This window comes from Agrobacterium sp. B1(2019) (assembly GCF_008274755.1).
GTDB classification, from domain to species: Bacteria; Pseudomonadota; Alphaproteobacteria; order Rhizobiales; family Rhizobiaceae; genus Agrobacterium; species Agrobacterium salinitolerans.
In genome coordinates this window covers 469,402-495,882 of sequence record NZ_VTPB01000001.1, presented here as the reverse complement: position 1 = coordinate 495,882, position 26,481 = coordinate 469,402, and the positions used below count along the sequence as shown (strand labels likewise).

General features: G+C 59.0%; 23 protein-coding genes. 13 read left to right on the top strand and 10 right to left on the bottom strand.

Annotated features, from left to right (window positions below; translation table 11 throughout):
* Nucleotides 1-181 precede the first annotated feature (181 nt).
* Entirely contained in the window at nucleotides 182-634 is a 453-nt protein-coding gene (locus tag AGR1_RS02435; RefSeq protein ID WP_080790226.1) for a GatB/YqeY domain-containing protein, read from the bottom strand.
* A gap of 335 nt (nucleotides 635-969) precedes the next feature.
* Between AGR1_RS02435 and carA the strand changes: the two genes are divergently transcribed.
* On the top strand, nucleotides 970-2,175 hold the full coding sequence (gene carA, locus AGR1_RS02430; RefSeq protein WP_149146085.1) for a glutamine-hydrolyzing carbamoyl-phosphate synthase small subunit: 1,206 nt from the start codon (nucleotides 970-972) through the stop codon (nucleotides 2,173-2,175).
* Nucleotides 2,176-2,212: 37 nt separating this feature from the next.
* On the opposite strand, the gene AGR1_RS02425 is transcribed toward carA, so the two are convergent.
* Nucleotides 2,213-3,610 (bottom strand): MATE family efflux transporter, encoded by a 1,398-nt coding sequence (locus AGR1_RS02425; protein WP_080790222.1) that lies wholly within the window; start codon nucleotides 3,608-3,610, stop codon nucleotides 2,213-2,215.
* A 329-nt stretch (nucleotides 3,611-3,939) separates the two neighbouring features.
* Between AGR1_RS02425 and AGR1_RS02420 the strand changes: the two genes are divergently transcribed.
* Both AGR1_RS02420 and AGR1_RS02415 read left to right on the top strand, forming a co-directional pair.
* Nucleotides 3,940-6,030 carry a methyl-accepting chemotaxis protein gene (locus AGR1_RS02420; RefSeq protein WP_149146084.1) on the top strand — a complete coding sequence of 697 codons (2,091 nt, stop codon included), beginning with the start codon at nucleotides 3,940-3,942 and terminating at the stop codon, nucleotides 6,028-6,030.
* Nucleotides 6,031-6,152: 122 nt separating this feature from the next.
* Nucleotides 6,153-6,632, top strand: coding sequence for a DUF2938 domain-containing protein (locus tag AGR1_RS02415; protein ID WP_149146083.1), 480 nt, complete (start codon nucleotides 6,153-6,155; stop codon nucleotides 6,630-6,632).
* A 39-nt stretch (nucleotides 6,633-6,671) separates the two neighbouring features.
* On the opposite strand, the gene AGR1_RS02410 is transcribed toward AGR1_RS02415, so the two are convergent.
* Entirely contained in the window at nucleotides 6,672-7,601 is a 930-nt protein-coding gene (locus AGR1_RS02410; protein ID WP_149146082.1) for a neutral zinc metallopeptidase, read from the bottom strand.
* A 98-nt stretch (nucleotides 7,602-7,699) separates the two neighbouring features.
* A complete protein-coding gene (locus tag AGR1_RS02405; protein ID WP_149146081.1) occupies nucleotides 7,700-8,188 on the bottom strand; it encodes a DUF2306 domain-containing protein in 489 nt (162 codons plus the stop codon).
* Between the two features lie 92 nt (nucleotides 8,189-8,280).
* Here AGR1_RS02405 and AGR1_RS02400 point away from each other — a divergent pair, with 92 nt between their 5' ends.
* The 3 genes from AGR1_RS02400 to AGR1_RS02390 all read left to right on the top strand — a co-directional run bounded on the left by AGR1_RS02400 (nucleotide 8,281) and on the right by AGR1_RS02390 (nucleotide 13,237).
* The gene (locus AGR1_RS02400) at nucleotides 8,281-9,102 is read left to right on the top strand and encodes a LytTR family DNA-binding domain-containing protein (RefSeq protein ID WP_149146080.1); all 822 of its coding nucleotides are present in this window, start codon (nucleotides 8,281-8,283) and stop codon (nucleotides 9,100-9,102) included.
* A gap of 158 nt (nucleotides 9,103-9,260) precedes the next feature.
* Nucleotides 9,261-12,749 (top strand): carbamoyl-phosphate synthase large subunit, encoded by a 3,489-nt coding sequence (carB, locus tag AGR1_RS02395; RefSeq protein WP_149146079.1) that lies wholly within the window; start codon nucleotides 9,261-9,263, stop codon nucleotides 12,747-12,749.
* Nucleotides 12,750-13,048: 299 nt separating this feature from the next.
* Nucleotides 13,049-13,237: a hypothetical protein gene (locus AGR1_RS02390; protein WP_149146078.1), complete on the top strand. Its 189-nt coding sequence runs from the start codon at nucleotides 13,049-13,051 to the stop codon at nucleotides 13,235-13,237.
* A 79-nt stretch (nucleotides 13,238-13,316) separates the two neighbouring features.
* Here the strand turns inward: AGR1_RS02390 and AGR1_RS02385 are convergent, their stop codons facing one another.
* The 3 genes from AGR1_RS02385 to AGR1_RS02375 form a co-directional block, all read right to left on the bottom strand.
* Nucleotides 13,317-14,456 (bottom strand): GGDEF domain-containing protein, encoded by a 1,140-nt coding sequence (locus AGR1_RS02385; protein ID WP_080790210.1) that lies wholly within the window; start codon nucleotides 14,454-14,456, stop codon nucleotides 13,317-13,319.
* A 151-nt stretch (nucleotides 14,457-14,607) separates the two neighbouring features.
* Complete coding sequence (locus AGR1_RS02380) at nucleotides 14,608-16,056, bottom strand: UdgX family uracil-DNA binding protein (RefSeq protein WP_149146077.1); 1,449 nt, start codon at nucleotides 16,054-16,056, stop codon at nucleotides 14,608-14,610.
* On the bottom strand, nucleotides 16,056-17,288 hold the full coding sequence (locus tag AGR1_RS02375) for a putative DNA modification/repair radical SAM protein (RefSeq protein ID WP_149147262.1): 1,233 nt from the start codon (nucleotides 17,286-17,288) through the stop codon (nucleotides 16,056-16,058). The genes AGR1_RS02380 and AGR1_RS02375 overlap by 1 nt, the downstream gene beginning before the upstream one ends.
* Nucleotides 17,289-17,509: 221 nt before the next feature.
* Here AGR1_RS02375 and greA point away from each other — a divergent pair, with 221 nt between their 5' ends.
* Together greA and AGR1_RS02365 are read left to right on the top strand one after the other, a co-directional pair.
* Nucleotides 17,510-17,986: a transcription elongation factor GreA gene (gene greA, locus AGR1_RS02370; RefSeq protein WP_003522847.1), complete on the top strand. Its 477-nt coding sequence runs from the start codon at nucleotides 17,510-17,512 to the stop codon at nucleotides 17,984-17,986.
* A 91-nt stretch (nucleotides 17,987-18,077) separates the two neighbouring features.
* Nucleotides 18,078-19,133: a glycosyltransferase family 4 protein gene (locus AGR1_RS02365; protein ID WP_149146076.1), complete on the top strand. Its 1,056-nt coding sequence runs from the start codon at nucleotides 18,078-18,080 to the stop codon at nucleotides 19,131-19,133.
* Nucleotides 19,134-19,167: 34 nt separating this feature from the next.
* On the opposite strand, the gene AGR1_RS02360 is transcribed toward AGR1_RS02365, so the two are convergent.
* Entirely contained in the window at nucleotides 19,168-19,635 is a 468-nt protein-coding gene (locus AGR1_RS02360) for an Lrp/AsnC family transcriptional regulator (RefSeq protein ID WP_004430414.1), read from the bottom strand.
* Between the two features lie 250 nt (nucleotides 19,636-19,885).
* Between AGR1_RS02360 and trxB the strand changes: the two genes are divergently transcribed.
* From trxB to AGR1_RS02340, 4 genes are all read left to right on the top strand, one after another.
* On the top strand, nucleotides 19,886-20,860 hold the full coding sequence (gene trxB / locus AGR1_RS02355) for a thioredoxin-disulfide reductase (protein ID WP_080790198.1): 975 nt from the start codon (nucleotides 19,886-19,888) through the stop codon (nucleotides 20,858-20,860).
* A 24-nt stretch (nucleotides 20,861-20,884) separates the two neighbouring features.
* On the top strand, nucleotides 20,885-21,781 hold the full coding sequence (locus AGR1_RS02350) for a LysR family transcriptional regulator VtlR (protein WP_020011327.1): 897 nt from the start codon (nucleotides 20,885-20,887) through the stop codon (nucleotides 21,779-21,781).
* Between the two features lie 598 nt (nucleotides 21,782-22,379).
* Complete coding sequence (locus tag AGR1_RS02345) at nucleotides 22,380-22,670, top strand: metalloregulator ArsR/SmtB family transcription factor (protein ID WP_080790196.1); 291 nt, start codon at nucleotides 22,380-22,382, stop codon at nucleotides 22,668-22,670.
* A gap of 127 nt (nucleotides 22,671-22,797) precedes the next feature.
* Nucleotides 22,798-23,910: an alkene reductase gene (locus AGR1_RS02340; protein WP_080790195.1), complete on the top strand. Its 1,113-nt coding sequence runs from the start codon at nucleotides 22,798-22,800 to the stop codon at nucleotides 23,908-23,910.
* Between the two features lie 54 nt (nucleotides 23,911-23,964).
* Here AGR1_RS02340 and AGR1_RS02335 read toward each other — a convergent pair whose 3' ends face one another.
* Nucleotides 23,965-24,354 (bottom strand): DUF6220 domain-containing protein, encoded by a 390-nt coding sequence (locus tag AGR1_RS02335; RefSeq protein ID WP_149146075.1) that lies wholly within the window; start codon nucleotides 24,352-24,354, stop codon nucleotides 23,965-23,967.
* Complete coding sequence (locus AGR1_RS02330; protein ID WP_149146074.1) at nucleotides 24,354-25,391, bottom strand: NAD-dependent epimerase/dehydratase family protein; 1,038 nt, start codon at nucleotides 25,389-25,391, stop codon at nucleotides 24,354-24,356. Before AGR1_RS02330 ends, AGR1_RS02335 begins: the two co-directional genes overlap by 1 nt.
* Before the next feature lie 88 nt (nucleotides 25,392-25,479).
* On the opposite strand from AGR1_RS02330, the gene AGR1_RS02325 reads away from it, so the two are divergent.
* Nucleotides 25,480-26,424 carry a LysR family transcriptional regulator gene (locus AGR1_RS02325; protein ID WP_149146073.1) on the top strand — a complete coding sequence of 315 codons (945 nt, stop codon included), beginning with the start codon at nucleotides 25,480-25,482 and terminating at the stop codon, nucleotides 26,422-26,424.
* Nucleotides 26,425-26,481 lie beyond the last annotated feature (57 nt).

Genomic DNA, 26,481 nt, shown 5'->3' with positions numbered 1-26,481 from the left:
GCGCAGTCAAAGGCAGTGATTGAACATTCCCATAAATCTGTCGACGCCCCGCGGGCACGTCCCCCCCCGAAAAAGCCAGCGCGGGAGAGCATTTTGATCCGCCGAAATGCATTTTCGTCGGCAGAAAAATGGCAGGGTAGCCACGGCTACCCTGCCTTTACTTTTTTCAGAAGTGGCAAGCCTACTTCAGCAAATCCTTGACGACGCCGGAAGCCTTCGCGAAATCGATCTGGCCGGGATAACGCTCCTTCAGCGTGTTCATGCACTTTCCCATGTCGCGCAGGCCGGCGGCGCCGGTCTCGGTGATGACCGCCTGGCAGAGTTCGCGCACCTTCTCGGCCGGGATTTCCTCCGGCATGAATTCCTTGATGATGACGATTTCCTCGCGCTCCTGAGCGGCAAGCTCGGGACGGCCGGCACCCTCATAGATATTGGCGGATTCTTCCCGCTGCTTCACCATCTTGGTCAGAATCTGCATGATATCTTCGTCGCTGACGGGGTCCTTGCCCACGCCGCGATTGGCGATATCGCGATCCTTGATGGCCGTCTGGATGAGACGCACGGTCGAGGTGCGGCGTGCATCACGACCCTTCAATGCGTCCTTCAAAGCGTTTGCGAACGTGTCGCGCATCATTTTTCTTCTCCTTGGGAAAGCGCTTTCCGCAGCGTCTTGATACGGAAACTTTCCACCTCATTTTGCGAAACGACATAAACGAGCAGACACGCTCAAGCAAATCAAATGCATAAGACCTTGAAAATACGGTGGTTTAATTCCGCGTAAATCTTGGCCCTGCGGTTGACCGCTTGGGCTGCTTTCGTTATTTTCCGGCACCTGCACGAGATTTTAACGAAGGGTCGGAACGCGAGCTTTATCGCGCGCCCCTTTATGTCACGAAGCCTGCGACAAAAATGGCCCCTTACCCCCTGCCTTTCAAGAGGCGGGGTGCGAAGCGGCAGAAACGGAACGAGATGACCGAAACAGCGCCCTGGACTACCCGCAAACCGACCGCAATGCTTGTTCTTGCCGATGGCACGGTGATTGAAGGAACGGGCATCGGCGCAACCGGCAAGGTTCAGGCTGAAGTCTGCTTCAACACGGCGCTGACGGGTTACGAGGAAATCCTCACCGACCCTTCCTATCTCGGCCAGATCGTCACCTTCACCTTCCCGCATATCGGCAACGTCGGCACCAATGAAGAAGACATCGAAGACCTGACGCCCGCTGCCCGCTGCGGCGCTGTCGGCGTCATCTTCAAGGCCGACATCACCGACCCTTCGAATTTCCGCGCCGTCAAGCATCTGGATGCCTGGCTGAAGGCCCGCGGCGTCATCGGCCTCTGCGGCATCGACACCCGCGCGCTCACCGCATGGATCCGCGAAAACGGTGCGCCGAACGCCGTCATCGCCCATGATCCGAACGGCGTCTTCGACATCGAGGCGCTGAAGGCGGAAGCCAAGGCGTGGAGCGGCCTGGTCGGCCTCGATCTCGCCATCGAAGCCACCTCCGGCCAGTCCTCCACCTGGGCTGAAACGCCGTGGGTGTGGAACAAGGGTTATGGTACGCTCGGCGAAGCCGACGCCAAGTACCACGTCGTCTGCGTCGATTTCGGCGTCAAGCGCAATATCCTGCGCCTCTTTGCCGGTCTGGATTGCAAGGTCACGGTCGTTCCGGCACAGACCTCGGCCGAAGACATTGTGGCGCTGAAGCCGGATGGCGTGTTCCTGTCCAACGGCCCGGGAGACCCGGCAGCGACAGGCGAATATGCCGTGCCGGTCATCCAGAACCTCATCAAGACTGACCTGCCGATCTTCGGCATTTGCCTCGGCCACCAGATGCTCGGCCTTGCCGTCGGCGCCAAGACCGAAAAGATGCATCAGGGCCACCATGGCGCGAACCATCCGGTCAAGGACTTCACGACCGGCAAGGTTGAAATCGTTTCGATGAACCACGGCTTTGCAGTGGATACCAAGTCGCTGCCAGAAGGCGTCGAAGAGACCCACATCTCGCTGTTCGATGGCACAAATTGCGGCCTGCGCATCACCGGCAAGCCGGTCTTCTCCGTCCAGCACCACCCGGAAGCATCGCCAGGCCCGCAGGACAGCCACTATCTCTTCCGCCGCTTCGTCAACCTGCTTCGTGAAAAGAAGGGCGAGGCAGCGCTCGCCGAGCGCTGATACTTTTCCAATCCGGAAGTTACATACGGCCCGCTTCTCAGCGGGCCGTTTTCATTTCACGCTTCACAAGCAACACGAAGCGGATGGTGAGAAGAACGGCGGCTGTCGAAAGACCGATCACAAAGCCGAACCAGACACCGCGCCCGCCGAAACCGAGCGGAAAAGCCATGGTCCAGGCAAGCGCCAGGCCGATCGGCCAATAGGAGATCAGCGCCAGCATCGCCGGTATGCGGGCGTCCTTCAGTCCGCGCAGCAGGCCTGCGGTGACCGCCTGAATGCCATCCACCAGCTGGAAGATACCGGCAATCACCACGAGGCTGCTGGCATAGGCAAGCACTTCCGTCGCCTCGGGCAATTTCGCATCCAGGAACCATTTCGCCAGGAATTCCGGCACGGCCGCAAACAGGATGCCGCCGCAAATGGCGATGCCGCAGGCAATGGCGTAAATCATGATCGAGGCGCGGATGAGGTTCTTGAAATCCCCCTGCCCCCGCGCCACGCCTACACGAACCGTTGCCGCCTGGGAAAGACCGAGCGGGATCATGAAGGCGATGGAGGCGAGCTGCAGGGCAATGCCGTGCGCCGCAAGCTGCACGGTGCCGATCTGCCCCATCAAAATGGAGGCCGCGGCAAACAGCGTCACTTCGGCAAGAATGGTGATGCTGATCGGCAAACCAAGGCGCAGCACTTCGAAAAGCGCATGCCAGTCCGGTCTCCAGAAGCGAACGAAGAGCTCGTATTTCTTCGTTTCCTCACGCGTCTGCACATAAGCGACGATGAAGATGAAGCTGAAAGCGTTGACGATGACGGCAACGACGGCCGCGCCATTCATGCCCATGGCCGGCAGGCCGAAATGGCCGAACACGAGCGCGTAAGCCAATATACCATTCATGACGAGCATGATGATGGTTACATAAAGAATGACGCCAGCTCGGCCGATAGCGCTGACAAGCCCGCGGAGCACATAAAACAGCAACGCCGGTAGCAGGCCGAATTTGGCGATGGCAAGATAATGACCTGTCAATGCGGCCACATCAGGGTTTTGCCCAAGCGCGAGCAAAATGCGCTCGGCATTCATGAAGATCGGGAGAGCCAGCAGCCAATAGGCGATCGCCACCCACATGCCCATGCGCAGCGATCGGCGCGCGGACGTTGCATCGCCCTGCCCGTAAGCCTGCGCCACCATCGGCACGACGGCGACGGAAAAGCCGGAGCCGAAAATGAAGACGACGAAGAAGAACTGCCCGGCCAACACCATGGCCGCCAGCTTCTCGGCACCAAGCTGGCCGACGATGACCATATCCGTTGTATGGATGCCAAGCTGTGCGAGCTGCGCACCGATGAGCGGAATTCCGAGCGCAAGCGTAGCCTTAAAATGCGAAAACCACGACCCCGATCCGGAAGGAACGGTTCCTGCAACAACCGACGAAGACATTGTAATTCACCTGAACTTTGGCCGTTGCCCGCGAATTGCGCAACGGCAGCACAAGGATGAATAAAATAATCGCTGTCTGCATGCAACCGGCAGCAGTGCATGATTAAAAATTACGCAGATCGGCAGCCAGGCGAAATCCGACCGTATTGCGCCCTGACGAAAGACAAATTTAGTCCAATTTTACCATTCGCCTCTATCTATTAGAACATCGGATAGTTCTTTAAAATCATAAGCTGCATGACGCAGAATATTCCCGCCTTTGAGGCATGTTTCCCCCATCAATGTTGAAGATGACCTCGACGGTACATCCGGCTTCAAGGATCTGTAGCTTGCCGAAGAAAACAAATCTCATGACGCGCATTCTGGTTGCGGCGTCATCCCTCGTCGTCGCTGCCTTTGCAGGCTTCTCCTTTTACATCGACAGCCTTCAGCACCGCGTCACCACGGAAGCGGTAGCGGAAAATATCGATTCTTCCGGCAAACAGGCCGCGCAAAGCATCGCCAACTGGCTTAACGGCCGCATCATGCTGACGGAAACAGTGGCAAAGACGCTCGCCAAGCTTCCGGATGAAGAGGCAAAGCTGCACTTTCTGGAAAACGACGTGCTAACCGCGCAGTTCATGTCGACCTATTTCGGCAACGCCGACACCGGCAGCTTCACCACCTTCCCGAAAACGCCGCTGCCTGAAGGTTACGATCCGCGCAAACGCCCGTGGTATCTGGATGCCGTGAAAGCCGGCAAGACGGTTCTGACCGAACCCTACAATGATGCATCGACCGGCGGCCTCATCATCACCGCCGCCATTCCCGTTTCCATCGACGGCAAGCTTGCTGGTGTGACAGGCAGTGACTTCTCGCTGGACTCGCTGGTGAAGATGATCAAGTCAGTGGATGCTGGCACGGATGGATATGCTTTCCTCGTCAGCAAGGAGGGCAAGATCCTCATCCATCCCGACCCAAAATTCGTCGACAAGCCGATGGCCGACCTCTTCAAGGTCAATGCGCCAGCGATTTCCTCTGCGATTTCCCAGACCGAGATCGACGGCAAGGGCAAGATCACCAGCTTTATCCCGGTTGCCGGCCTGCCCTCGGTCGACTGGTATCTCGGTTTCGTCGTCGATTCCAATGTCGCCTACAGCGCAATCGGCCAGTTCCGGCTGGCGGCAACCATCGCCACGATCCTCGCAGCCACGATCATGATAGGACTTCTCGCAACCGTCCTTTCCCGCTTCATCGTCCGCCCCGTCACGCAGATGACGTTCGCCATGGAAGGCCTTGCCGCCGGCAATCTCGAGGTCGCCATTCCCGGTCAGGAACGCACCGACCAGATCGGCTCGATGGCCGCAGCCGTTGCCGTGTTCCGCTCGAACGCCATGGAACGCCTGCGCCTCGAAGGCGATGCCGAAGAAAACCGGACGCTCTCGGAACAGGAGCGCAGCGACCGCGAGAGACTGGCGGCAAAAGATGCGGCGGACATCCAGTTCGCGGTCGATTCGCTTGCCAAGGGACTAGCTCATCTTTCGAACGGCGATCTCAACTATCGCATCGACACGCCCTTCGTGACCCGCATCGACCGTCTGCGCGATGATTTCAACAATTCCGTTGCCAAGCTGAATGCAGCGCTCAGCACCGTCGGCCAGAACGCCCGCGCCATCGACGCCGGCGCCGGCGAAATCCGCCAGTCCGCCGACGATCTCGCACGGCGCACCGAACAGCAGGCGGCCTCCGTGGAAGAGACTGCGGCGGCGCTTGAAGAAATCACCACCACCGTCAAGGATTCCGCCCGCCGCGCGGAAGAAGTGGGACGTCTGGTCGACCGCGCCCGCACCAACGCCGAACAGTCCGGCGTCATTGTCGAAGATGCGGTTCGCGCCATGGAGGGCATCGAAAAATCATCGTCCGAGATCAGCAACATCATCGGCGTGATCGACGAAATTGCCTTCCAGACGAACCTGCTCGCGCTGAATGCCGGTGTTGAAGCCGCTCGCGCCGGTGAGGCCGGCAAGGGTTTTGCCGTCGTCGCCCAGGAAGTGCGCGAGCTTGCCCAGCGCTCGGCCAATGCGGCAAAGGAGATCAAGACGCTGATCAACGCCTCGACATCGCAGGTGCAGTCCGGCGTGGATCTCGTCGGCAATGCCGGCAAGGCGCTGGAAACCATCGTCCGCGAAGTGCAGGAGATCAATCGCCACATCGACGCTATCGTGACCTCATCGCGCGAACAGTCGACCGGCCTTCAGGAAATCAACACGGCCATCAACACCATCGATCAGGGTACGCAGCAGAATGCCGCCATGGTCGAGGAACAGACGGCCGCAAGCCATGGGCTCGCCTCTGAAGCGGCAGCGCTCAACGAGCTGCTCGCACAGTTCCAGCTAGCCGCAGCCGCCCGGCGGCAAGCGGAATATGGGCGGGCTGCGTGATGGCAAAAACGGAAATGGCCGGAGCGATCCGGCCATTTTCTTGTCCGTCCCGGCAATAGCCGGTTTCCGCCACCGGCGCGATCCGCTAGAGCTTGATCGATCATGATCATGCGGAGGGATTCATGCTGGAACTGATTTGGCGCGGCATTGCCATGGGCATTGGCGGCACCGTGTTTATGGATATATGGGCAATCGTGCTGCACCGGTTCTTCGGCCAGTCCGCGCCGAACTGGGCGCCGGTCGGCCGCTGGTTCTGGCATGTGCCGAAGGGCCGGATATTTCACGACAGCATCGCCACGGCTGAACCCTATGAGCACGAACTGGCGCTCGGTTGGATTTCGCATTACGCCGTCGGCATTCTTTATGGCATCGTTCTTGCTCTGGTGGTCCCGGCCGCGTGGTTTGCCAATCCTTCCTTCATTGAGCCGTGGATCGTCGGCATCATAACGGTCGGCGCGGGCTGGTTCCTGTTGCAGCCGGGGCTCGGCATTGGCTGGGCGGCGTCGAAGACCCCCGACCCGAACAAGGTCCGCTTCCTCAACCTTGTGGCCCATACGGTTTTCGCCCTCGGCATGTATGCCGTGGCGCTTTTGATGCGCTAAATGAAAAGGGGGCTGAAAAGCCCCCTCTCCTGTTGATTGTTAGATATTCGCCGAGAACGTATCGCAATCCTCGACACGGCCGCTCTGGAAACCGCGCTTGAACCATTCCATGCGCTGCGCGGAGGTACCGTGGTTAAAGCTGTCAGGCACGACATAACCCTGTGTCTGCTTCTGCAGCGTATCGTCGCCGATCTGGTGGGCGGCGTTCAGCGCTTCCTCGAGGTCACCCGTTTCGAGAATGCCCTTCTGCTCGGTGAATCTGCCCCAGATGCCAGCATAACAATCGGCCTGAAGCTCGACACGCACCGACATCTTGTTGGCATCCACCTGGCTCATCGACTGGCGGCGGCGATTGAACTCCGGCAGGACGCCGGTCAGGTTCTGAATGTGGTGGCCCACCTCATGTGCAATCACATAAGCCTGCGCGAAATCGCCGGCCGCGCCGAAACGCTGGTCCAGTTCCTTGAAGAAGCTGGTATCGAGATAGACCTTGCGGTCGCCCGGGCAATAGAACGGGCCGCTGGCGGCGGCAGCATAACCGCAGGCGGAAGACACCTGACCGGAGAACAGAACCAGCGTCGGCTTCTGATAGGTTTCGCCGGCGGACTGGAAGATGCCGCTCCACGTATCCTCAGTCTCGGCCAGCACGGTGCGCACGAAGGCGGTCGTCTCATCCGACGAATCACCCTGCGGGCGCGTACCGGATTGCTGCGTACCCGATTGCGTCGAGCCGCCGCCATCCATCGAAATATCGCCGCCGGAAAGCAGCGTCAACGGATTGATGCCAAGCACCCAGCTGATGAGCAGAATGACGAGAAGACCGCCAATCCCTATACCGCCGCCGCGACGCCCGACAGGTATGCGCATCCCGCCTCGGGAAAAGGGATCGTTGCCCGACCGCCCCGACCCGGCCGACATCCCACGCCGGTCCTCGATATTGTCCGACTGGCGACGCCCTCTCCATTCCATGCTCTTCTCCCGGCGGATATCGCCTCAACAGACTGCCTTATAACGGCACTATAATACATCTTGTTCCGGAAGAAAGCAGAGGGGGCAAACGGAGTCTCTCACGCGGTCCTGCGTCTTTGTTTCAGCACGATCAGAAACAGGAAGGTAAACAGGACAGCGCCGGCCAAAAGCGCCACAAATCCGGCTCTGCCATCACCAAAAGCAACCTCGTGCATGATGCGCCCCGGAACGAAGGTGAAACCTCCAGCAATCACGATGCCGCCGAGATAAACGCTCTGCATGATCCGCATGTGACGTGCGATATCGCCGCGGCGCGCAAAATGGACCGATTGCAAACATCCATAAAGGGTGGCGACGGAGAGCAGGTGGATGGGGCTGAAACCATAAAACATCTTCAGCTCGTGGATGAAGAAGGTTGAAATGGAAGTCGTCACCATCAGCATCACCCAGACCTTGCCGAGCAGCCGGTGAATGGCGGTTCCCTTCGGGCGCAGGAAAATGAAGGCGCCGAGAATGGCCGCGGGAACGACAGTGGCGACATGGAATTGCACGGCAAGCGGTGCGTTTAACAATGGCTGAAGTGACATGGGTGCTGTTTCGGCTCGGTTGAAATCCCCGGCAATTTCGGCAAAACATGCGCTCAGGAAAAACGGATTGACGCCAACCGCAGGAAAACTTCGTGGATCACCCGTATCTGCAATCCACGCTTCGTGAAATGCACGCCGTCCTGCAATCGCCCAGGCTATGGCTGACATTTTTCGCGGTGCTGGCGATCTTCATCGTGACCGGGCCTTTCGGCACGAGCGAAACCATGAGCTTCGCCGAGCGGCTGCTTTACTGGACAATCGTACAGGCCGGCGCCTGGATACTTGCCATATCCTTTTCCATCATCGCCAACCGCGTCTTCGCCGATAATATCAGGAATATGCTGGCGCGCATGATGATCGGCTCGCTGACGGCCGCCCTGCCGATAGGGCTCCTGCTTACCATCACCAACCGGATCTTTTCGGGCACGGAAATGGGTTTCGGCCCATTTCTACAAAGCAGCCTGTCATCCCTGCCTCTTTGCGCCATCTTCTGCCTGCTGAGCTATCTCACCGCCAGCCAGTCGCTTGCAACAGCGCCAATCGCCGTAATGGGCACAGGCAAAAACACCGGATGCGAGGTGAAGAGCACCGCGCCGCTGCTGGAGCGCCTGCCGCCGCAAAAGCGCGGAGAATTGCTGCGACTGTCAGTGCAGGACCACTATACTGAAATCGTCACCACGCGCGGGCATCATCTCGTTCTGCTGCGTTTCTCCGACGCGCTGAAGGAAATAGGCCATACGGAAGGCTTGCAGGTGCACCGGTCGCACTGGATTGCCGATGCCGACGTCACCTTGCTGCGCAAACGAGCCGGTCGCCTGCACGTGATCACGAAAGACGGCACGGAAATCCCCGTCAGCCGCTCCTATAGTGCAGCGGTCCAAGCCCGTTTCACCGCACATGCCCCTGCCCGTTAAGAGTTTCTGTCGATTCCGGAATTTATGGGGTTCCGTTCTCAAAAACATTTGCCTATAAGCCGCTTCTAGCCTGAAAACATTTGAATTGCGCTCCCCGGCCGGTGATCCTCCACCCTGGCCGGTGTTTTGCGCAACCAAAAAGCGGAACGAGAGAGCCCATGCCGAAGCGCCAAGATATCAAGTCCATCCTCATCATCGGCGCGGGACCGATCGTCATCGGTCAGGCATGTGAATTCGACTATTCCGGCACGCAGGCCTGCAAGGCGCTGAAGGAAGAAGGTTACCGGGTCATTCTGGTCAACTCCAACCCGGCGACGATCATGACCGATCCGGGCCTTGCCGACGCAACCTATGTCGAGCCGATCACGCCTGAAGTCGTCGCCAAGATCATCGCGAAGGAACGCCCGGACGCGCTTCTGCCGACCATGGGCGGCCAGACCGCGCTCAACACCGCGCTTTCTCTCAAGCGCATGGGCGTTCTCGATCGCTACAACGTCGAAATGATCGGCGCGAAGCCCGAAGCCATCGACATGGCGGAAGATCGCGCGCTCTTCCGCGAGGCCATGGCCCGCATCGGCCTTGAAACCCCGCGCTCCATGCTGGCCAACGCCACCGAAATCAAGGATGCCGACCGCAAGAAGCACGAGGCAGCGCGCACCGAGCTGAAGGGCAAGCTTTCCGGTCCCGATCTCGACAAGGCGCTGGACAATCTCGAAAACCAGTGGAATCTCGGCGAAACCGACCGCAAGCAGCGCTACATGGCCCATGCCATGGCCATTGCCGCTCAGGCCATCGATCATGTCGGCCTGCCCGCCATCATCCGCCCATCCTTCACGCTCGGCGGCACCGGCGGCGGCATTGCCTATAACCGCTCGGAATTCTTCGACATCGTCTCCGGCGGTCTCGACGCCTCGCCGACGACGGAAGTTCTGGTCGAAGAATCGGTGCTCGGCTGGAAGGAATATGAGATGGAAGTGGTCCGCGACAAGGCGGACAATTGCATCATCATCTGCTCCATCGAAAACATCGATCCGATGGGTGTCCACACGGGTGACTCGATCACCGTTGCGCCAGCGCTGACCTTGACCGACAAGGAATACCAGATCATGCGCAACGCCTCGATTGCGGTGCTGCGCGAGATCGGCGTCGAAACCGGCGGCTCGAACGTGCAGTTCGCCGTCAATCCGAAGGATGGCCGCCTCGTCGTCATCGAAATGAACCCCCGCGTCTCGCGCTCGTCTGCTCTCGCATCGAAGGCAACCGGCTTCCCGATTGCCAAGATCGCCGCCAAACTCGCTATCGGCTATACGCTGGACGAACTCGAAAACGACATTACCGGCGGCGCGACCCCTGCTTCGTTCGAACCGTCGATCGATTACGTCGTCACCAAAATCCCGCGTTTCGCCTTCGAAAAGTTCCCGGGCGCCTCTCCGATCCTCACCACCGCCATGAAGTCGGTCGGTGAAGTCATGGCCATCGGCCGTACCTTTGCGGAATCGCTGCAGAAAGCGCTGCGTGGCCTCGAAACCGGCCTCACCGGTCTCGATGAAATCGAAATCCCCGGTTACGAAGAGGGCGAAGGCTCCAAGAACGCGATCCGCGCCGCCATCGGCACGCCGACGCCAGACCGCCTGCGCATGGTCGCCCAGGCGCTGCGCATGGGCATGACCGAAGAGGAAGTCCACGAAAACTCGAAGATCGACCCTTGGTTTATCGCCCAGTTCAAGGCCATCGTGGATACGGAAGCCCGTATCCGCGAGCACGGCCTGCCGCAGGATGCTGAGAACCTGCGCATGCTGAAAGCCATGGGCTTCTCCGATGCCCGCCTCGCCAGCCTGACCTCCAAGCGCCCGAAGGAAGTGGCCGAGCTGCGCAACAGCCTGAACGTCCGCCCGGTCTTCAAGCGTATCGACACCTGTGCGGCCGAATTCGCGTCGCCGACCGCTTACATGTATTCGACCTATGAAATTCCCTTCGTCGGCGCCGCCCGCTCGGAAGCGCAGGTTTCCGACCGTAAGAAGGTCGTCATCCTCGGCGGCGGTCCGAACCGTATCGGCCAGGGCATCGAGTTCGACTACTGCTGCTGCCATGCCGCCTTCGCGCTGAAGGATGCCGGCTTCGAAGCGATCATGATCAACTGCAACCCGGAAACCGTTTCCACCGACTACGACACCTCCGACCGTCTCTATTTCGAACCGCTGACAGCCGAAGACGTGATCGAGATCATGCGCGCTGAACAGGAAAAGGGCGAACTCGTCGGCGTCATCGTGCAGTTCGGCGGCCAGACCCCGCTGAAGCTCGCCGAAGCGCTGGAAAAGAACGGTATCCCGATCCTCGGCACAGCGCCCGATATGATCGACCTTGCCGAAGACCGCGACCGCTTCCAGAAGCTCCTGATGAAGCTCGATCTTGCCCAGCCGAACAACGGCATCGCCTATTCGGTCGAGCAGGCCCGCCTCGTCGCCTCTGAAATCGGCTTCCCGCTGGTGGTTCGCCCGTCCTACGTTCTGGGTGGCCGCGCCATGCAGATCATCCATTCGGAAGGCCAGCTCCAGACCTATCTGCTAGACACGGTTCCGGGCCTCGTACCCGAGGATATCAAGCAGCGTTACCCGAATGACAAGACCGGTCAGATCAACACCCTACTCGGCAAAAACCCGCTGCTGTTCGACAGCTACCTGACCAACGCCGTGGAAGTGGACGTCGATGCTTTGTGCGACGGCGAAAGCGTCTTCGTCTCCGGCATCATGGAGCACATCGAAGAAGCCGGTATCCATTCGGGCGACTCGGCCTGCTCGCTGCCGGTCCGTTCGCTGTCGAAGGAAATCGTCGACGAGCTGGAGCGTCAGACAACGGCGCTCGCCAAGGCTCTCAATGTCGGCGGCCTGATGAACGTGCAATATGCCATCAAGGACGGCACGATCTACGTTCTCGAAGTCAATCCGCGCGCCTCGCGCACCGTGCCTTTCGTGGCCAAGACCATCGGCGCGCCGATCGCCAAGATCGCCGCCCGCGTCATGGCCGGCGAGAAGCTCGATCCGGCGATTGCCGCCTATGGCGAAAAGCCCGACCCGCGCAACCTCAAGCATATCGCCGTCAAGGAAGCCGTCTTCCCCTTCGCGCGCTTCCCCGGCGTCGACATCCTGCTCGGACCGGAAATGCGCTCGACCGGTGAAGTCATCGGCCTCGACACGGATTTCGCGCTCGCCTTCGCCAAGAGCCAGCTCGGCGCCGGCGTCGACCTGCCCCGCTCCGGCGCGGTCTTCGTCTCGGTGCGTGATGAGGACAAGGAAGGCGTTCTGCCGGCCATCCGCATTCTTGTGGAAAGCGGCTTCAAGGTGCTGGCCACCGGCGGCACCCAGCGTTTCCTCGCCGAAAAGGGCATCAACGCCGAAAAGATCAACAAGGTGCAGGAAGGCCGTCCGCATATCGAAGACGCCATCCGCAACCGTCAGGTCCAGCTCGTCATCAACACCACTGACAGCAACAAGGCGATTTCGGACTCGAAGTCACTGCGCCGCGCCACGCTGATGCAGAAGGTGCCTTACTACACGACGATGGCCGGTGCGGAAGCGGCAGCGCTTGCCATCCAGGCGCTGAAGGCCGGCAATCTGGAAGTGAAGCCGCTGCAGAGCTACTTCCAGTAAGCTGCGGGAACCGCAGGTTCCAACGTTGAATGAAAACAAAGCGCCGCGGGTCACCATGCCCGCGGCGTTTTGCATTGCGTAATCCTGCTGCAATTCATTGCCGGTATCAAAACATCAGTTCGAACGAGGCCCATGATGTCCCTATTCCGCCATGACGGATCGCCCGCAGCCATTCGCCGCGCCGTTGCCAAAGCTCAGGTCAAACGCTCCATGAAGATGCTGAAGCGCCTCGCCACAGGGTCCCAGCGATGGGAACACCTGGCCCTGATGGGCCAAAGCACTGCCTTGAGGACCTGATCATGGCTGGACGTCCACCGGGACCGGAGCGGGTGGCTTTTCCGCTGCGGATCGAACCCGCAATATTGAATATGATCCGGCACACCGCGAGCGGCGAATTGCGCAGCGTCAATGCCCAGATCGAGGTTCTTCTGAAAGAGGCCCTGTCCCGCCGCGCCGCGACGGATAAAGCAGACAAGCCGCCCTTTTAGACCGAAGGGTGACAACAACGCTACAAGACACAAAGATGCGGGGTAGTCCTGCGGAAAGATCGCCGGCCCGCAGCCCCGCCTACGCCGCCTGCGCTTCCCGAACGCAATTGCGCCCTTCCATCTTCGCGCGGTAAAGTGCGCGATCCGCCATTTCCGCGAGCGTCTGGAGGTCGCAGCGCATCTCGCCAGTAGCGGCAACACCGATGCTGATGGTGACGCCGACACGCAGACCGCCGCAATCGACCTCGGTTACCGCAATTGCATCGCGAATGCGTTCGCCGATCATGCAGGCCTTGCGAACGCCGGCGCCCGGCAGGTAGATGATGAATTCCTCTCCGCCATAACGCGCCAGCACGTCCCCGCCGCGGATGCTGCCGCCGATGCGCTTCGCCACTTCCTGCAGCACGCTATCGCCAACGGCGTGGCCGAAACGGTCGTTGATCGACTTGAAGTGATCGATATCCAGCAACATGGCCGCATCGGCGGGATCGGGCGTCGCAGGCATGGTCTGAAAAAAGAAACGTCGGTTCTTGACCCCCGTCAGCGGATCGGTATTCGCAAGAACCAGCAGTTTCCGTTCTGACCGTTCGGCCACGAACATCAATACGAACAGGGCAATGGCGAAGTTCAGCATGATGATGAAGAAAAACGCATTGACCAGATTGATGGTGGCAATATCGGGAAAAAACACGCTTTTCACCACCGATAGCGAAATGAGACCGGAGACGCCGGTAATAGCGCCCAGCGCCAGGCGGGACAACAGCGGCTCCCTGCGCCATCCGGCGAAAAGCACAGATGCCCCACCGAGATAGGCCAGCGATGCACAGCCGTTGAAGAGCGCCGCACGATACGCATTATTGTCCGCCACCTGCTGCGCGACCGCTATCGCCAGCACGGAGATGAGGCAGATAATGGATACGGTCCGTCGGTCGACAGAACGCCCATCACTCAACACCTTCAAACCGAGCCATATCAGCGCGTAACCCACAATACCGAAAACGACGCTGCCGAGCCGCCACAAAGCCGGCGACAGTATTCCCCATTCTCCGTAACCGGCGAGCGTGGAGCCAATCGCCATCGACGCGAAACCCGCCGCAAGGGGGGTGGGACCACGCAAGCCGCGATTGGTCATTTTCAGATAGCTGAAACTCAAAAGCCCAACGATGTAAGAACATTTTTGCATCAGTATGACTGTCGCAAGGTCGAGTTCACCCAACATGATTTGTCCATACGGTAAATAAAATTGAGGAAATTGATTATAATATTAAGTATAAAATTTCAATAAGAACAACATATAAATAATCAATAAATAAAAGAAATGCAATTTATGAATCGTAAAACAAATAAATCCCTAATATACAAATGGATATTCATTCGAATATTCTAATATAACTAATATCTTTTTTGAACCGCTCCATTTCCACCTCTTTCACCCGCCCTTCGGCAAGACGAAGGAGGTAGGACGGGTGCATGGTGATAAAAAGCGTTCGGTCCCCGTCCATCGGCAAAGGACGGCTCCGAACCTCCGAGAGCTTTTCCTTGCTCCCCGTCAGCGCGTAAAGCGCCGTTGCGCCCATGGCAATGATCAATTTCGGACGGACGAGCGCGATTTCCTGATTGAGCCACCAGCGGCATTGCTCCACTTCTCCCGTATTCGGCCGTTGATGGATGCGCCGTTTGCCGCGCGTTTCATATTTGAAGTGTTTGACGGCATTGGTGACGTAAAGCTTTTTACGCTCGATACCGACATCGGTAAGAGTCCGGTCGAAAAGCTGGCCAGCCGGGCCGACAAAAGGCTTTCCGGCGAGATCTTCATGATCGCCCGGCTGTTCGCCAACGATCATGATTTCCGCATCCTCCGGCCCAGAACCGAAAACCGTTTGCGTGGCGCTGCAATGCAGGGGACAGCGGGTACAGTGGCCAGCCTCCCGCGCCAGCGACGCAAGCGTTCCGTCTGGCGCCAGTTGCGGCATCTCCCGTGCAGCGGCCGCAGCCTGCAGGCGATGATGAAAGGGCTGCGGCTGGCTCGCCGTTCTGGCGGCCATTTCCAGCACTCGCGCCTCCGCACCGAGAATGAGGTCGGGAATGAGATCGGCTTCCGGCAGGTTCTTCCAGTATTTCTTTGGCATCTCCGCCGTCATGGCCTTAATCTTCAAGCGGGCCGGATTGAATATATTGGCATAATAGGTTCGCCAGAGCTCATCCGTTTCGTCCGTCAGATCGGGCTTCGCCGCCGACCCCCGTGAGGTTTGCAGCTCGCTTCCATCCCATCGGGCAGACCCTTTCGGCGTGGCGATCAGCCAGTCCATGTCGGTAAACCGTCGCTGGAAAAACGCTGCCGTTCGCTCGACGATAAAATGATCCGGCTCGAACCAGGCCACGAACCGCCGTCGCCCGCCCTGCCCCTGCGGCAAGCATAACTCCTTGAAACGGACGAAGGCCGTCATCTTGTGACAATCCCGACGCACCGATTTCTCGAGCAAGCGGGCCTCTGCAACATCCGGATCGGATTTGAACTGCAACAGGGCGCGATCCCGCTTCAGCCGCCACAACAATCGGTAAAGCAGCGCAAACCGGCCGGGATTGCCATGGCAGATGACGGCCTGCGCCAGCGCCAAGAACGAGGCAGGAACGGAAACCTGCCCCTTGCCGGCATCGACCGTCGGTAATGGCTCACCGGCGAAATCCAGCAGCCCTGCCCCGTCATCCTGCAACCGCCAATCAATCATCTCCGGTCGAATATCGGCGGCAAGGGCCGCACGCGCGACATCGCGCCACTCGCCGAAATCGCCCCGTCCTTCCAGAACCGGACCATACATCACAACAGCGACAATTGTTCAGGCTGCGGTGCAAACATCGCCCGCAAATCCGGCCGCTCAGTCAACTTGCCCGGCGTCCAGCCCTCTGCGACGATAAAAGCCTTCACCTTTTTCAGGGAAACACCGAAACGCGCGATATCCTCCAGCCGCAGCCGCCGGAACCGCCGTGACGAGAGAACGGAGGCCACCGTCTTGGTGCCGAAACCGGGCACCCGCAGAAGCATTTCCCGATCCGCCGCATTGACGTCCACCGGGAAACGGTCGCGATGTTTCAGCGCCCAGGCCAGTTTCGGATCGATATCGAGATCGAGCATGCCGTCACCCCCGGTCGCCGTTATCTCGCCAATGTCGAAGCCGTAAAAGCGGTAAAGCCAATCCGCCTGATAAAGCCGGTGCTCCCGTATCAGCGGCGGTTTGATGAGCGGCAGGTTTTTCGATGAATCCGGAATGGGGCTGAAGGCCGAATAATAGACGCGCCGCAAACCGTAGCTGCCATAAAGCCGGGCACTGGTGGAGAGAATGGTGTTATCGTCAGCGCCATCCGCCCCCACGATCATCTGCGTGCTCTGCCCGGCCGGCGCAAAGCGCTTGGTCTTTTTCGTCCTGACGGTCGGCTCCCCCGCCTCCTCAATCTTCAGGCGGATATCGGCCATGGAGCGGCGAATATTGGCGGGCTGCTTTTCCGGCGCGAAACGACCAATGCCGCTATCGGTCGGCAATTCGATATTGATCGAGAGACGATCCGCGTAAAGCCCCGCCTCCTCGATGAGCCTGGGCGACGCCTCCGGAATCGACTTCAGATGGATATAGCCGCGAAAACCATGGGTAACGCGCAGCTCGCGTGCAACCCGCACCATCTCTTCCATTGTATGATCCGACGACCGGATGATGCCCGACGACAGGAAGAGCCCTTCAATATAGTTGCGCCGATAGAACTCGAGCGTCAGCCAGACCACTTCTTCGGGCGTGAAACGCGCCCGCTCCACATTGCTTGACGATCGGTTGATGCAATAGGCACAATCATAGATGCAGAAGTTGGTGAGCAGAATCTTCAGGAGCGAAATGCAGCGTCCATCGGGAGCGTAAGCGTGGCAAATGCCCGACCCCTCGGTGGAGCCCAGACCGCCTGATGCTGCAGAGTTTCGTTTGGTCGTGCCGCTCGATGCGCAGGACGCATCATATTTCGCCGCGTCGGAGAGAATGGCCAGCCGTTGCCTGATCGACTTCTTCATAGAATTGTTCACTATATGTTCCGTCGACGAATGTCAATGAAATAGATTAAGGCGTTGATTATCATGGGAAATATTCGCGCCTCAAATTTGCTGGCATTTCGCTGTCGTCTTCTGATATAGTCGGCTTAGTTTTGATTTTGGCATGGTTCCGGAGTTCCTCTCCGGAACCTGTTTCTTTTTGTGTCTGCAAGTATAGCGACCGGAATGCGAAGGATAAAAAAATGGTAGAAAAAGTACCGATGACTCAGGGTGGATTCGTAAAGCTTCAGGAGGAGCTGCGCTGGCGCCAGCAGGAGGAACGCCCCCGTATCATCGAGGCGATTGCGGAAGCGCGCGCCCATGGCGACCTTTCGGAAAACGCCGAGTACCATGCTGCCAAGGAAGCACAGAGCCACAATGAAGGCCGCATCACCGAACTCGAAGACCTGACCGCGCGCGCGGAAGTCATCGATCTCTCCAAGATGTCGGGTTCGAAGATCAAGTTCGGCGCCACCGTCAAGCTGGTGGACGAGGATAGCGATGAGGAAAAGACCTACCAGATCGTTGGCGACCAGGAAGCCGATGTGAAGGCCGGTCGCATCTCCATTTCTTCGCCCATCGCCCGCGCGCTCATCGGCAAGGAAGTCGGCGACAGCATCGAAGTCAACGCTCCGGGCGGCGCCAAGGGCTATGAGATTCTCGCGGTTCAGTGGGGCTGACGCTCCCCCCACGTGCAATGCGCCCCACGCAGGCGCATTGCCTCTTATTGTCATACCCCCCCCAAATTAGCCGCAAAGACGGAAGCCCATCTTGTCCCACGTCAGTCTGAAAGATGTGCAGGTGCTTGCGCCGAACTTCAAACGCAGGCTCTCCGGCGTCACCTCAACCATCGTTCAGTTGATACCGGTGCAGAACCGGCTGGGACAGCAGGTCGCCGTCATCGGCCCCGGCCTGCCGCCGCATCTGCCGCGTGTGCGTTTTCGTGATCTGTGGCGGCTCTGGCAGGACGGTCCGCAGGGCGGCCCGCGCATCTGGCATGCCCGTCGCAACCTCGAAATGTTGCCGGGTCTTCTCATGCGTGACGTGCTGCGCATGAAGGTGAAGCTTCTGTTCACCTCCGCAGCGCAGAGACGGCATTCCGCCTATACACGCTTTCTGATTTCGAAGATGGACGCCGTGGTTGCGACCAGCACCCGTTCCGGCTCGTTTCTGGAAGTACCCCATCGCGTTATCATGCATGGCGTCGATACCGACCTGTTCCACCCGGCGACCGGACCCGAGGACGCCATCGCCGCGACCGGTCTGCCGGGACAATATCTCATCGGCTGCTTTGGACGGGTGCGTCACCAGAAGGGCACCGACCTCTTCGTGCGCGCCATGATAGAGCTTTTGCCCCACCACCTGGAATGGACCGCTGTAGTTTCCGGCCGCGTTACAGCAGAACACAAGGCCTTTGGTGATGCGCTCAAGGCCGATGTCGCCGCGGCCGGCCTTTCGGACCGCATCGTGTTTCAGGGTGAGGTGGACGACATCAAGCCCTGGTACCGGAGGCTGACGCTTTATGTCGCCCCATCCCGCAATGAAGGTTTTGGCCTGACGCCGCTCGAAGCCATGGCCTCGGAAACGGCCGTTGTCGCCAGCAATGCCGGCGCCTACGAGGAAATGATTGTCACCGGCAAGACCGGGGCGGTAGTTGATGCGGGTGACTATGTCGCGCTGAGAGATGCGATAAAGATCTATCTCGCCGATCCTGCTCTGGCCAAAGCCCACGCAGGTGCCGGACTTGCGCACATGCGCAGCACTTTTCCGCTGGAAAAGGAAGCGACAAGTCTCGGCGAAGTCTACGAGGCGTTGCGGCGGAGGTAATGCCCCCCTCCGAAGTCAACGAAAAGCCGGCCGATCAGATTTCCACCAGACCGACGCGCTTCACCTGACGGATGGTGAGCATGGTGCGCACCGTATCGACATTTTCGTCCGCCGTCAGAACCTCAATGACGAAATCCTGAAATTCCGTCAGGTTTTTGGCCACGCAATGCAGCAGAAAGTCGCTTTCGCCCGACACCATCCACGCCTGCCGCACCAGCGACCAGCCAGCGGTTGCCGCCGCAAAAGCCTTCAGATTGCTGTCCGACTGGCGTTTGAGACCGATCATGCAGAAGGCGACGAGATCGAAACCGAGCTTCGGCGCGTTCAACATGGCGTGATAGCCCTCGATCACACCCGCCTCTTCCAGCTTGCGGACGCGCCTGAGGCATGGCGGCGCGGATATACCGACCCTTTCGGCCAGCTCCACATTGGTCATGCGCCCGTCGCGCTGCAATTCGCGCAGGATTTTCAGATCGATGGCATCGAGTTCGACGCTGGTCACGGAGGAGTACCTCGTTAAGCTGTAGAACTTCCTTGTACTATTCGGCACGGGATTCGCAACATTATGCCACCGCCCGGTCACAAAATTGCGCGCGCATCCACAACTGCCTTGTTGGTAACGCAAGGCTGCCCTTGAATAAAGACAGTAGACAACCTTAAATACCGGGCAACGAAGGGGTTGCGGCCTGTCCGCCGTCTTGCGGCTGGAAGGCCCTCGAGCGCAGACCCCGTTATTGAGAAGGAATATTTCCATGTCTGTCCGCCATACGAAGGTATTGATCATAGGCTCTGGTCCCGCTGGCTATACGGCAGCGATCTACGCGGCCCGCGCCATGCTGAAACCCGTGCTGATTGCCGGCATGGAACAGGGCGGGCAATTGATGATCACCACGGACGTGGAAAACTATCCGGGTTTCGCCGATCCGATCCAAGGCCCATGGCTGATGGACCAGATGCTGAAGCAGGCGACGCATGTGGGCGCGGAAATCGTCAGCGACCTCGTCACCGAAGTTGACACCACCGTACGGCCTTTCGTTGTCAAGACCGATTCCGGTCAGGTCTGGACGGCCGATACGCTGATCATCGCCACCGGCGCCAAGGCCAAATGGCTCGGCATCGAAAGCGAACAGCAATTTCAGGGCTTCGGTGTTTCCGCCTGCGCTACCTGCGACGGTTTCTTCTATCGCAACAAGGATGTGATCGTGGTCGGCGGCGGCAATTCCGCCGTGGAAGAAGCGCTCTATCTCGCCCATATCGCCAAATCCGTGACAGTGGTGCACCGCCGCGACAGCTTCCGCTCGGAAAAAATCCTGCAGGAGCGCCTGTTCGCCAAGGAAAACGTCAAGATCCTGTGGAACACGGAAATCGCCGAAATCACCGGCGCACCGGCCAAGCCGCCCATGCCGCCCTCCGTTTCGGGTGTGCGACTGCGTGACACCAAGACCGGAGTCATCAGCGACACCCCCATCGACGGTGTCTTCGTCGCCATCGGACACGCCCCGGCAGTCGAGTTGTTCAAGGGCAAGGTGAAGCTGAAAGACAACGGCTACATGTGGACCGCCCCCGATTCCACCGCTACCGACGTGGAAGGCATCTTCGCAGCCGGCGACGTCACCGACGACATTTACCGTCAGGCGATCACCGCCGCCGGCATGGGCTGCATGGCGGCGCTCGAAGCGGAACGTTATCTCACCGCGCATCAACCGCTTGCTGTCGCAGCGGAATAACCGAAAGGCAGGATAGGCATGGCAATGCCATTGGACTGGGATAAACTGCGCATTTTTCATGCCGCAGCCGAAGCGGGGTCTTTCACCCATGCTGCCGACAAGCTGCATTTGTCCCAGTCGGCCATCAGCCGTCAGGTCAGCGCGCTGGAACAGGATGTCGGCGTCAAGCTGTTCCATCGCCACGCTCGCGGCCTCATCCTCACCGAACAGGGCGAACTACTGTATCGCACCGCCCACGACGTGCTGCTGAAGCTTGAAACGGTGAAGATGCAACTCACCGAAACGACGGAGAAGCCGAGCGGCAAGCTGCGCGTGACGACGACCGTCGGTCTCGGCCAGGGCTGGCTGACGGACAAGGTGCAGGAATTCCTGCAGCTCTACCCGGAAATGTCGATCCAGCTCATCCTCGACAATGAGGAGCTGGACGTGAACATGCGCCACGCCGATTGCGCCATCCGCCTGCGCCAGCCGCAGCAGTCGGACCTCATTCAGCGCAAGCTGTTCACGGTGCATATGCACGTCTATGCCGCGCCGTCCTATATCAACCGTCACGGAGAGCCGCAGTCGATCGAGGATCTCGACAATCACCGCATCATCTCCTTCGGCGAGCCGGCACCCAACTATCTGCTTGATGTCAACTGGCTGGAAAATGCCGGACGGTCTTCCGACAACACGCGCACGCCGCATCTGCAGATCAACAGCCAGACATCGATCAAGCGCGCCTGCCTGCTGGGGATAGGCATCGCCTGTTTGCCTGATTATATCGTCGGTCGCGATCCCGGCCTCATACAGCTTTCGCTTGCGGCAGATATTCCGTCATTCGATACCTATTTCTGCTATCCGGACGAAATGAAAAACGCTGCAAAGCTGAAGGCTTTCCGCGACTTCATCGTCGCCAAGGCCCGGAACTGGAACTTCTGACGTTAAAATAATCGGCGTCAAAGAATAACCTTTAAAATTCAAAACCTTACAAAGATAAAAGCAAGAGGGGCGCACAGGCGCCCCTTTTCAGCTTTGCACATAAAATATACCGGAAATATCGAGGGGTGCGTGGTGCGCATGCCTGACCTGCACAAAAAAGAGTTGTTTCGTGCACAAATAAGCATCATATCGCACTCAGCTGATGCACACGGTGGCTTTTCCTCCCAGTTCCACCGCATCAGCTGTTCCCCTCTGGAGGTTTTTGACCTTCACACTTAAAGGGCCCTGGATCTATCCGGCGGCCCTCTTTTTTTACCCGCAAGAATTTTCTCCGAATTGGCGAAATATCGCACGATGCAACCTTGTTTTGCATTATTCCCACACCCATATCTTAGTTGGCTGTCACGTTCGCCCAAGGCACGCGACAGCTGTTCCCCTCTGGAGGTTTCTGACCTTCAAACTTGTCAGGCCGCGGAGAGATCCAGCGGCCTTCTTTTTTGGGGAACGTTCAAGCCCGGGGGGCCTCACAGAGACGTGACTTGTATATCGATAAAGACCGATATAAATATCGGACATGGCAGATATTGAAGAAACATCGATGAACCCGGAGGAAATCCTCAAAGCCCTCTCGCACCCCGCAAGGCTGAAATTTCTGGAATGGCTGAAGCGGCCGGAGAGTCACTTCTGTCAGGAGCATCCGCTTAGCATGGGCGTGTGCGCCAACCAGTTTCAGATCAGCGGCCTGTCGCAATCCACCGTCTCGTCGCATCTGGCGGTATTGCAGGCGGCTGGCCTCATCAGGTCGAAAAAGGTTGGGCAATGGGTGTTTTTCGAACGGAACGAAGAAACCATCGACGCTTTCCGCAATTATCTGCAAGCCAATCTCTGAGCCTCCCAAGCTTTGAGCCTCGAGGCGCCGGGCTGGAAACCGAAGCGTGGTTTTCACTCCGGCGCCCAGACAGAAAGACAGCGCGTCCACCGCGCAATTTCGCCAACCGACCAGAAAGTGAAGTCGCATGACCAGTCTTTTCGAACCGGCACAGGCCGGGGATATCGTGCTCGCCAACCGTATCGTCATGGCCCCCCTCACCCGCAACCGTTCGCCGGGCGCAATTCCCAACAATCTCAACGCCACCTATTACGAACAGCGCGCCACGGCCGGGCTGATCGTCACCGAAGGCACGCCGATTTCCCAGCAGGGTCAGGGCTACGCAGACGTTCCAGGCCTCTACAAGCGGGAAGCGATCGAGGGCTGGAAGAAGATCACCGACGGCGTGCATTCGGCCGGCGGCAAGATCGTTGCGCAGATCTGGCATGTGGGCCGCATTTCCCACGTCTCACTACAGCCGCATGGCGGCCAGCCGGTTGCTCCTTCCGCCATTCCGGCGAAGTCGAAGACCTATATCATCAATGATGACGGCACCGGGGCCTTTGCCGAAACCTCCGAGCCCCGCGCGCTCACCATCGACGATATCGGTCTCATCCTCGAGGATTACCGCAGCGGCGCACGCGCAGCGCTGGAAGCCGGTTTCGACGGTGTCGAAATCCATGCCGCCAATGGTTACCTGATCGAGCAGTTCCTGAAATCCAGCACCAACCAGCGCACGGATGATTATGGCGGCTCTATCGAAAACCGCGCCCGCTTCCTGCTGGAAGTCGTTGATGCGGTTGCGGAGGAGATCGGCGCCGGTCGCACCGGCATCCGTCTTTCCCCCGTTACCCCGGCCAACGATATTTTCGAAGCCGACCCGCAGCCGCTCTACAATTACGTGGTGGAACAGCTCGGCAAGCGCAATCTCGCCTTCATCCATGTCGTCGAGGGCGCAACTGGCGGCCCGCGCGATTTCAAGCAGGGCGACAAGCCTTTCGATTACGCCGCCTTCAAGGCCGCCTATCGCAATGCCGGCGGCAAGGGCCTGTGGATCGCCAATAATGGCTATGACCGCGAGAGCGCCATCGAAGCCGTGGAAAGTGGCAAGGTCGATGCCGTCGCCTTCGGCAAGGCCTTCATCGCCAATCCGGATCTGGTCCGCCGCTTCAAGGACAACGCGCCTTTGAATGAACCGAACCAGCCTACCTTCTATGGCGGCGGGGCCGAGGGTTACACTGACTATCCGGCGCTCGCCTGATCGAGGATAAAACAAAGACGCCGCATTGCCTGAAAGCGATGCGGCGTTTTTCTCTCAGCGCGGGCTTCGCGCCTGCCGCGCGACGAAGTCCGAAAACGCGCCCATGACAAAAGCGTTGGGCACATGCAGCGCCTGCAGAAAACCATTGCCCGTTTCCCTGCCAATGCTCATCAGCGCCACCTGAAGACAATAGAGACCGAGCAGGACCAGCGCGCGGCCAAGATTGGGCCGCAACTCGTCGTATCGCAGAGCGAGGATTACCAGTGACAGGATCGGAACCGAGATCAGAAGACCGAGCCCCTTGTGCAGCAAAATCAGCGATCCGTCATAATAGATAGATAGCCCGGCCAGCAGCACCTGCGCGAAAATCAGTAACGGCACACTTGCCGAGATCACGACAAACAGGCGACGCCAAACCGACACCCCAATCACGACCGTCGCCATCACACCCTGCCCCCGGCATCGGCCGGTTGAGCAAGGCTCGCCGCGCGCCGCCTTTGCTCGAGGCAGCCGAGGCTCGCCAATGTCGTCGATATCGCGACATCGATCGGTGTTCTGGGTTCCGCTCCAAGGAAATCCGTCAGCTTGCGGTTGCTCATCCGGATCGGCATCTGCCAGAGATATTGCATTTCCAGCACTTCGCGGAACAGGGGAACGAAGGGCGCAGCCAATTTGATGCCCGCCCAGGACAGCCGCCGCCGCTTGACCGGGTGACCGACAACCCGCTCGATGGCTTCAACCAATTGCAGCCCGTCGAAATCCCAGAAACCCTCCATGTGATAGACGGCAAAAGCCGGAAGCTCATCTGCCCGGTCCAGCAGCCGACCGATCGTCTCCGCCACGTCAGGCAGATAGGCCCATTGGTGTCCCGCACGAGGGGCGGCGGGATTCTGGACGCTGCGAACCGGCTTTCCGGGCTTCACCAGCATCTGCGAAAACCAGTTGTTTCTGGCGTCCGGCCCAAAAAAATCCCCCGCCCGAACAATCAGCATAGGCACGCCACGCGTCGACGCCATTTTCAGCCGCCGCTCCATCTCCGCACGCAACGCGCCCTTGCGCGTAAACGGCGTTTGGGGGCTCTCTTCGGTCAGCAACGGAAAGGCGTCCGAACCAAAATTATAGACCGTACCGGGAAAGACTATCCTGGCGCCGCAGCTTTCGGCGGCGGCGATCGTGTTGTCCAGCATCGGCACGACCTGCTTTTCCCAATCGCTATAGCCGGGAGGATTAACGGCATGGACGATGAGCTGAGCGCCCTGCGCCGCGTTGAGAACATCCTGCCGGTTCATCGCATCGCCTGTCACGAATTCGATGTCGCCAGCGACTTCAGACGCTGGCCTTCGGCGAGTCATCGCCCTTAGCCGCCAGCCCCTTTGCAGCAGCATTCGCGAAACCTGACCACCGACACCGCCGTTCACTCCCAAGACGAGAGCCAGAGGCCGCCCATCCTGCACTGCACTTGCATCGTTCTCGATTGACATTGTCATACTCCTTTGTGTGTCTGGAGTATCGACCCGATGTGCGATATACGAAATTGTCGAAATCAGTGGAGCGGCTATACAAAATATTATGACGAAGAACCGCGATATCAGCTGGGATTTCTACCGCACCTTCCTCAGCGTGCTGAGCGACGGTTCATTGTCTGCCGCCGCGCGCGAGCTTGGCATCACCCAACCGACGGCAGGACGCCATATCGGGGCACTGGAGGAGGCCGTTGGTTTTCCGCTGTTCATCCGCTCGCCCCATGGGTTGATGCCGACGGAAGCAGCACTTGCGCTTCGTCCCTATGCGGAAAATCTGGCAGCGACGACCGCCGCCCTCATGCGCGCGGCCTCCGGCGAAGTCGGCAAGATCGAAGGCACGGTGCGCATCAGCGCCTCTGACATCATCGGCGTGGAAATGCTGCCGCCAATCATTACCGCCATGCAGGAGGTTCACCCCCGGCTTGAGATCGAGCTTTCGCTGTCCGATACACTTGAAGATCTTTTGAGGCGTGAAGCCGATATCGCCATCCGCATGACCGAGCCGCTGCAGGATGCAATCGTCATGCGTTACATCGGCAATTTCCGCCTGGGATTTCACGCGACGCGCGACTATCTGGCAAGAGCCGGCACCCCGACGAGCATGGAAGATCTGAACCGCCACCGGATGGTCGGTTTCGACCGCAAAACGCCTTTTATCCGGGCAGCTATCCAACGGATGCGCTCACTCGATCCGGACATACCCGATATTGAGGAAATTTCCTTTGAAATCCGCGCCGACAGCAATCTCGCCCAGCTTGCCATGATCCGCGCCAGCGCGGGCATCGGTGTCTGTCAGATTGGCTTGGCCCGCAAGGACCCACGGCTGGTTCAGGTTCTCCCAAACATCGACATCCCGCTCCATACCTGGGTCGCGATGCACGAGAACCTCAAGACCTCGCCGCGATGCCGTGCCGCGTTCAGCGCCCTCGTCGAAGGCCTCAAGGGTCATCTTAAGGAAACCGACCCGAGTGCTCCGCCCAAACGGCGTTAATGCCGACTTGGCATCGATGTCGCACGTAAGGCTCGTCTCACCGGGTATCCCGCGCAC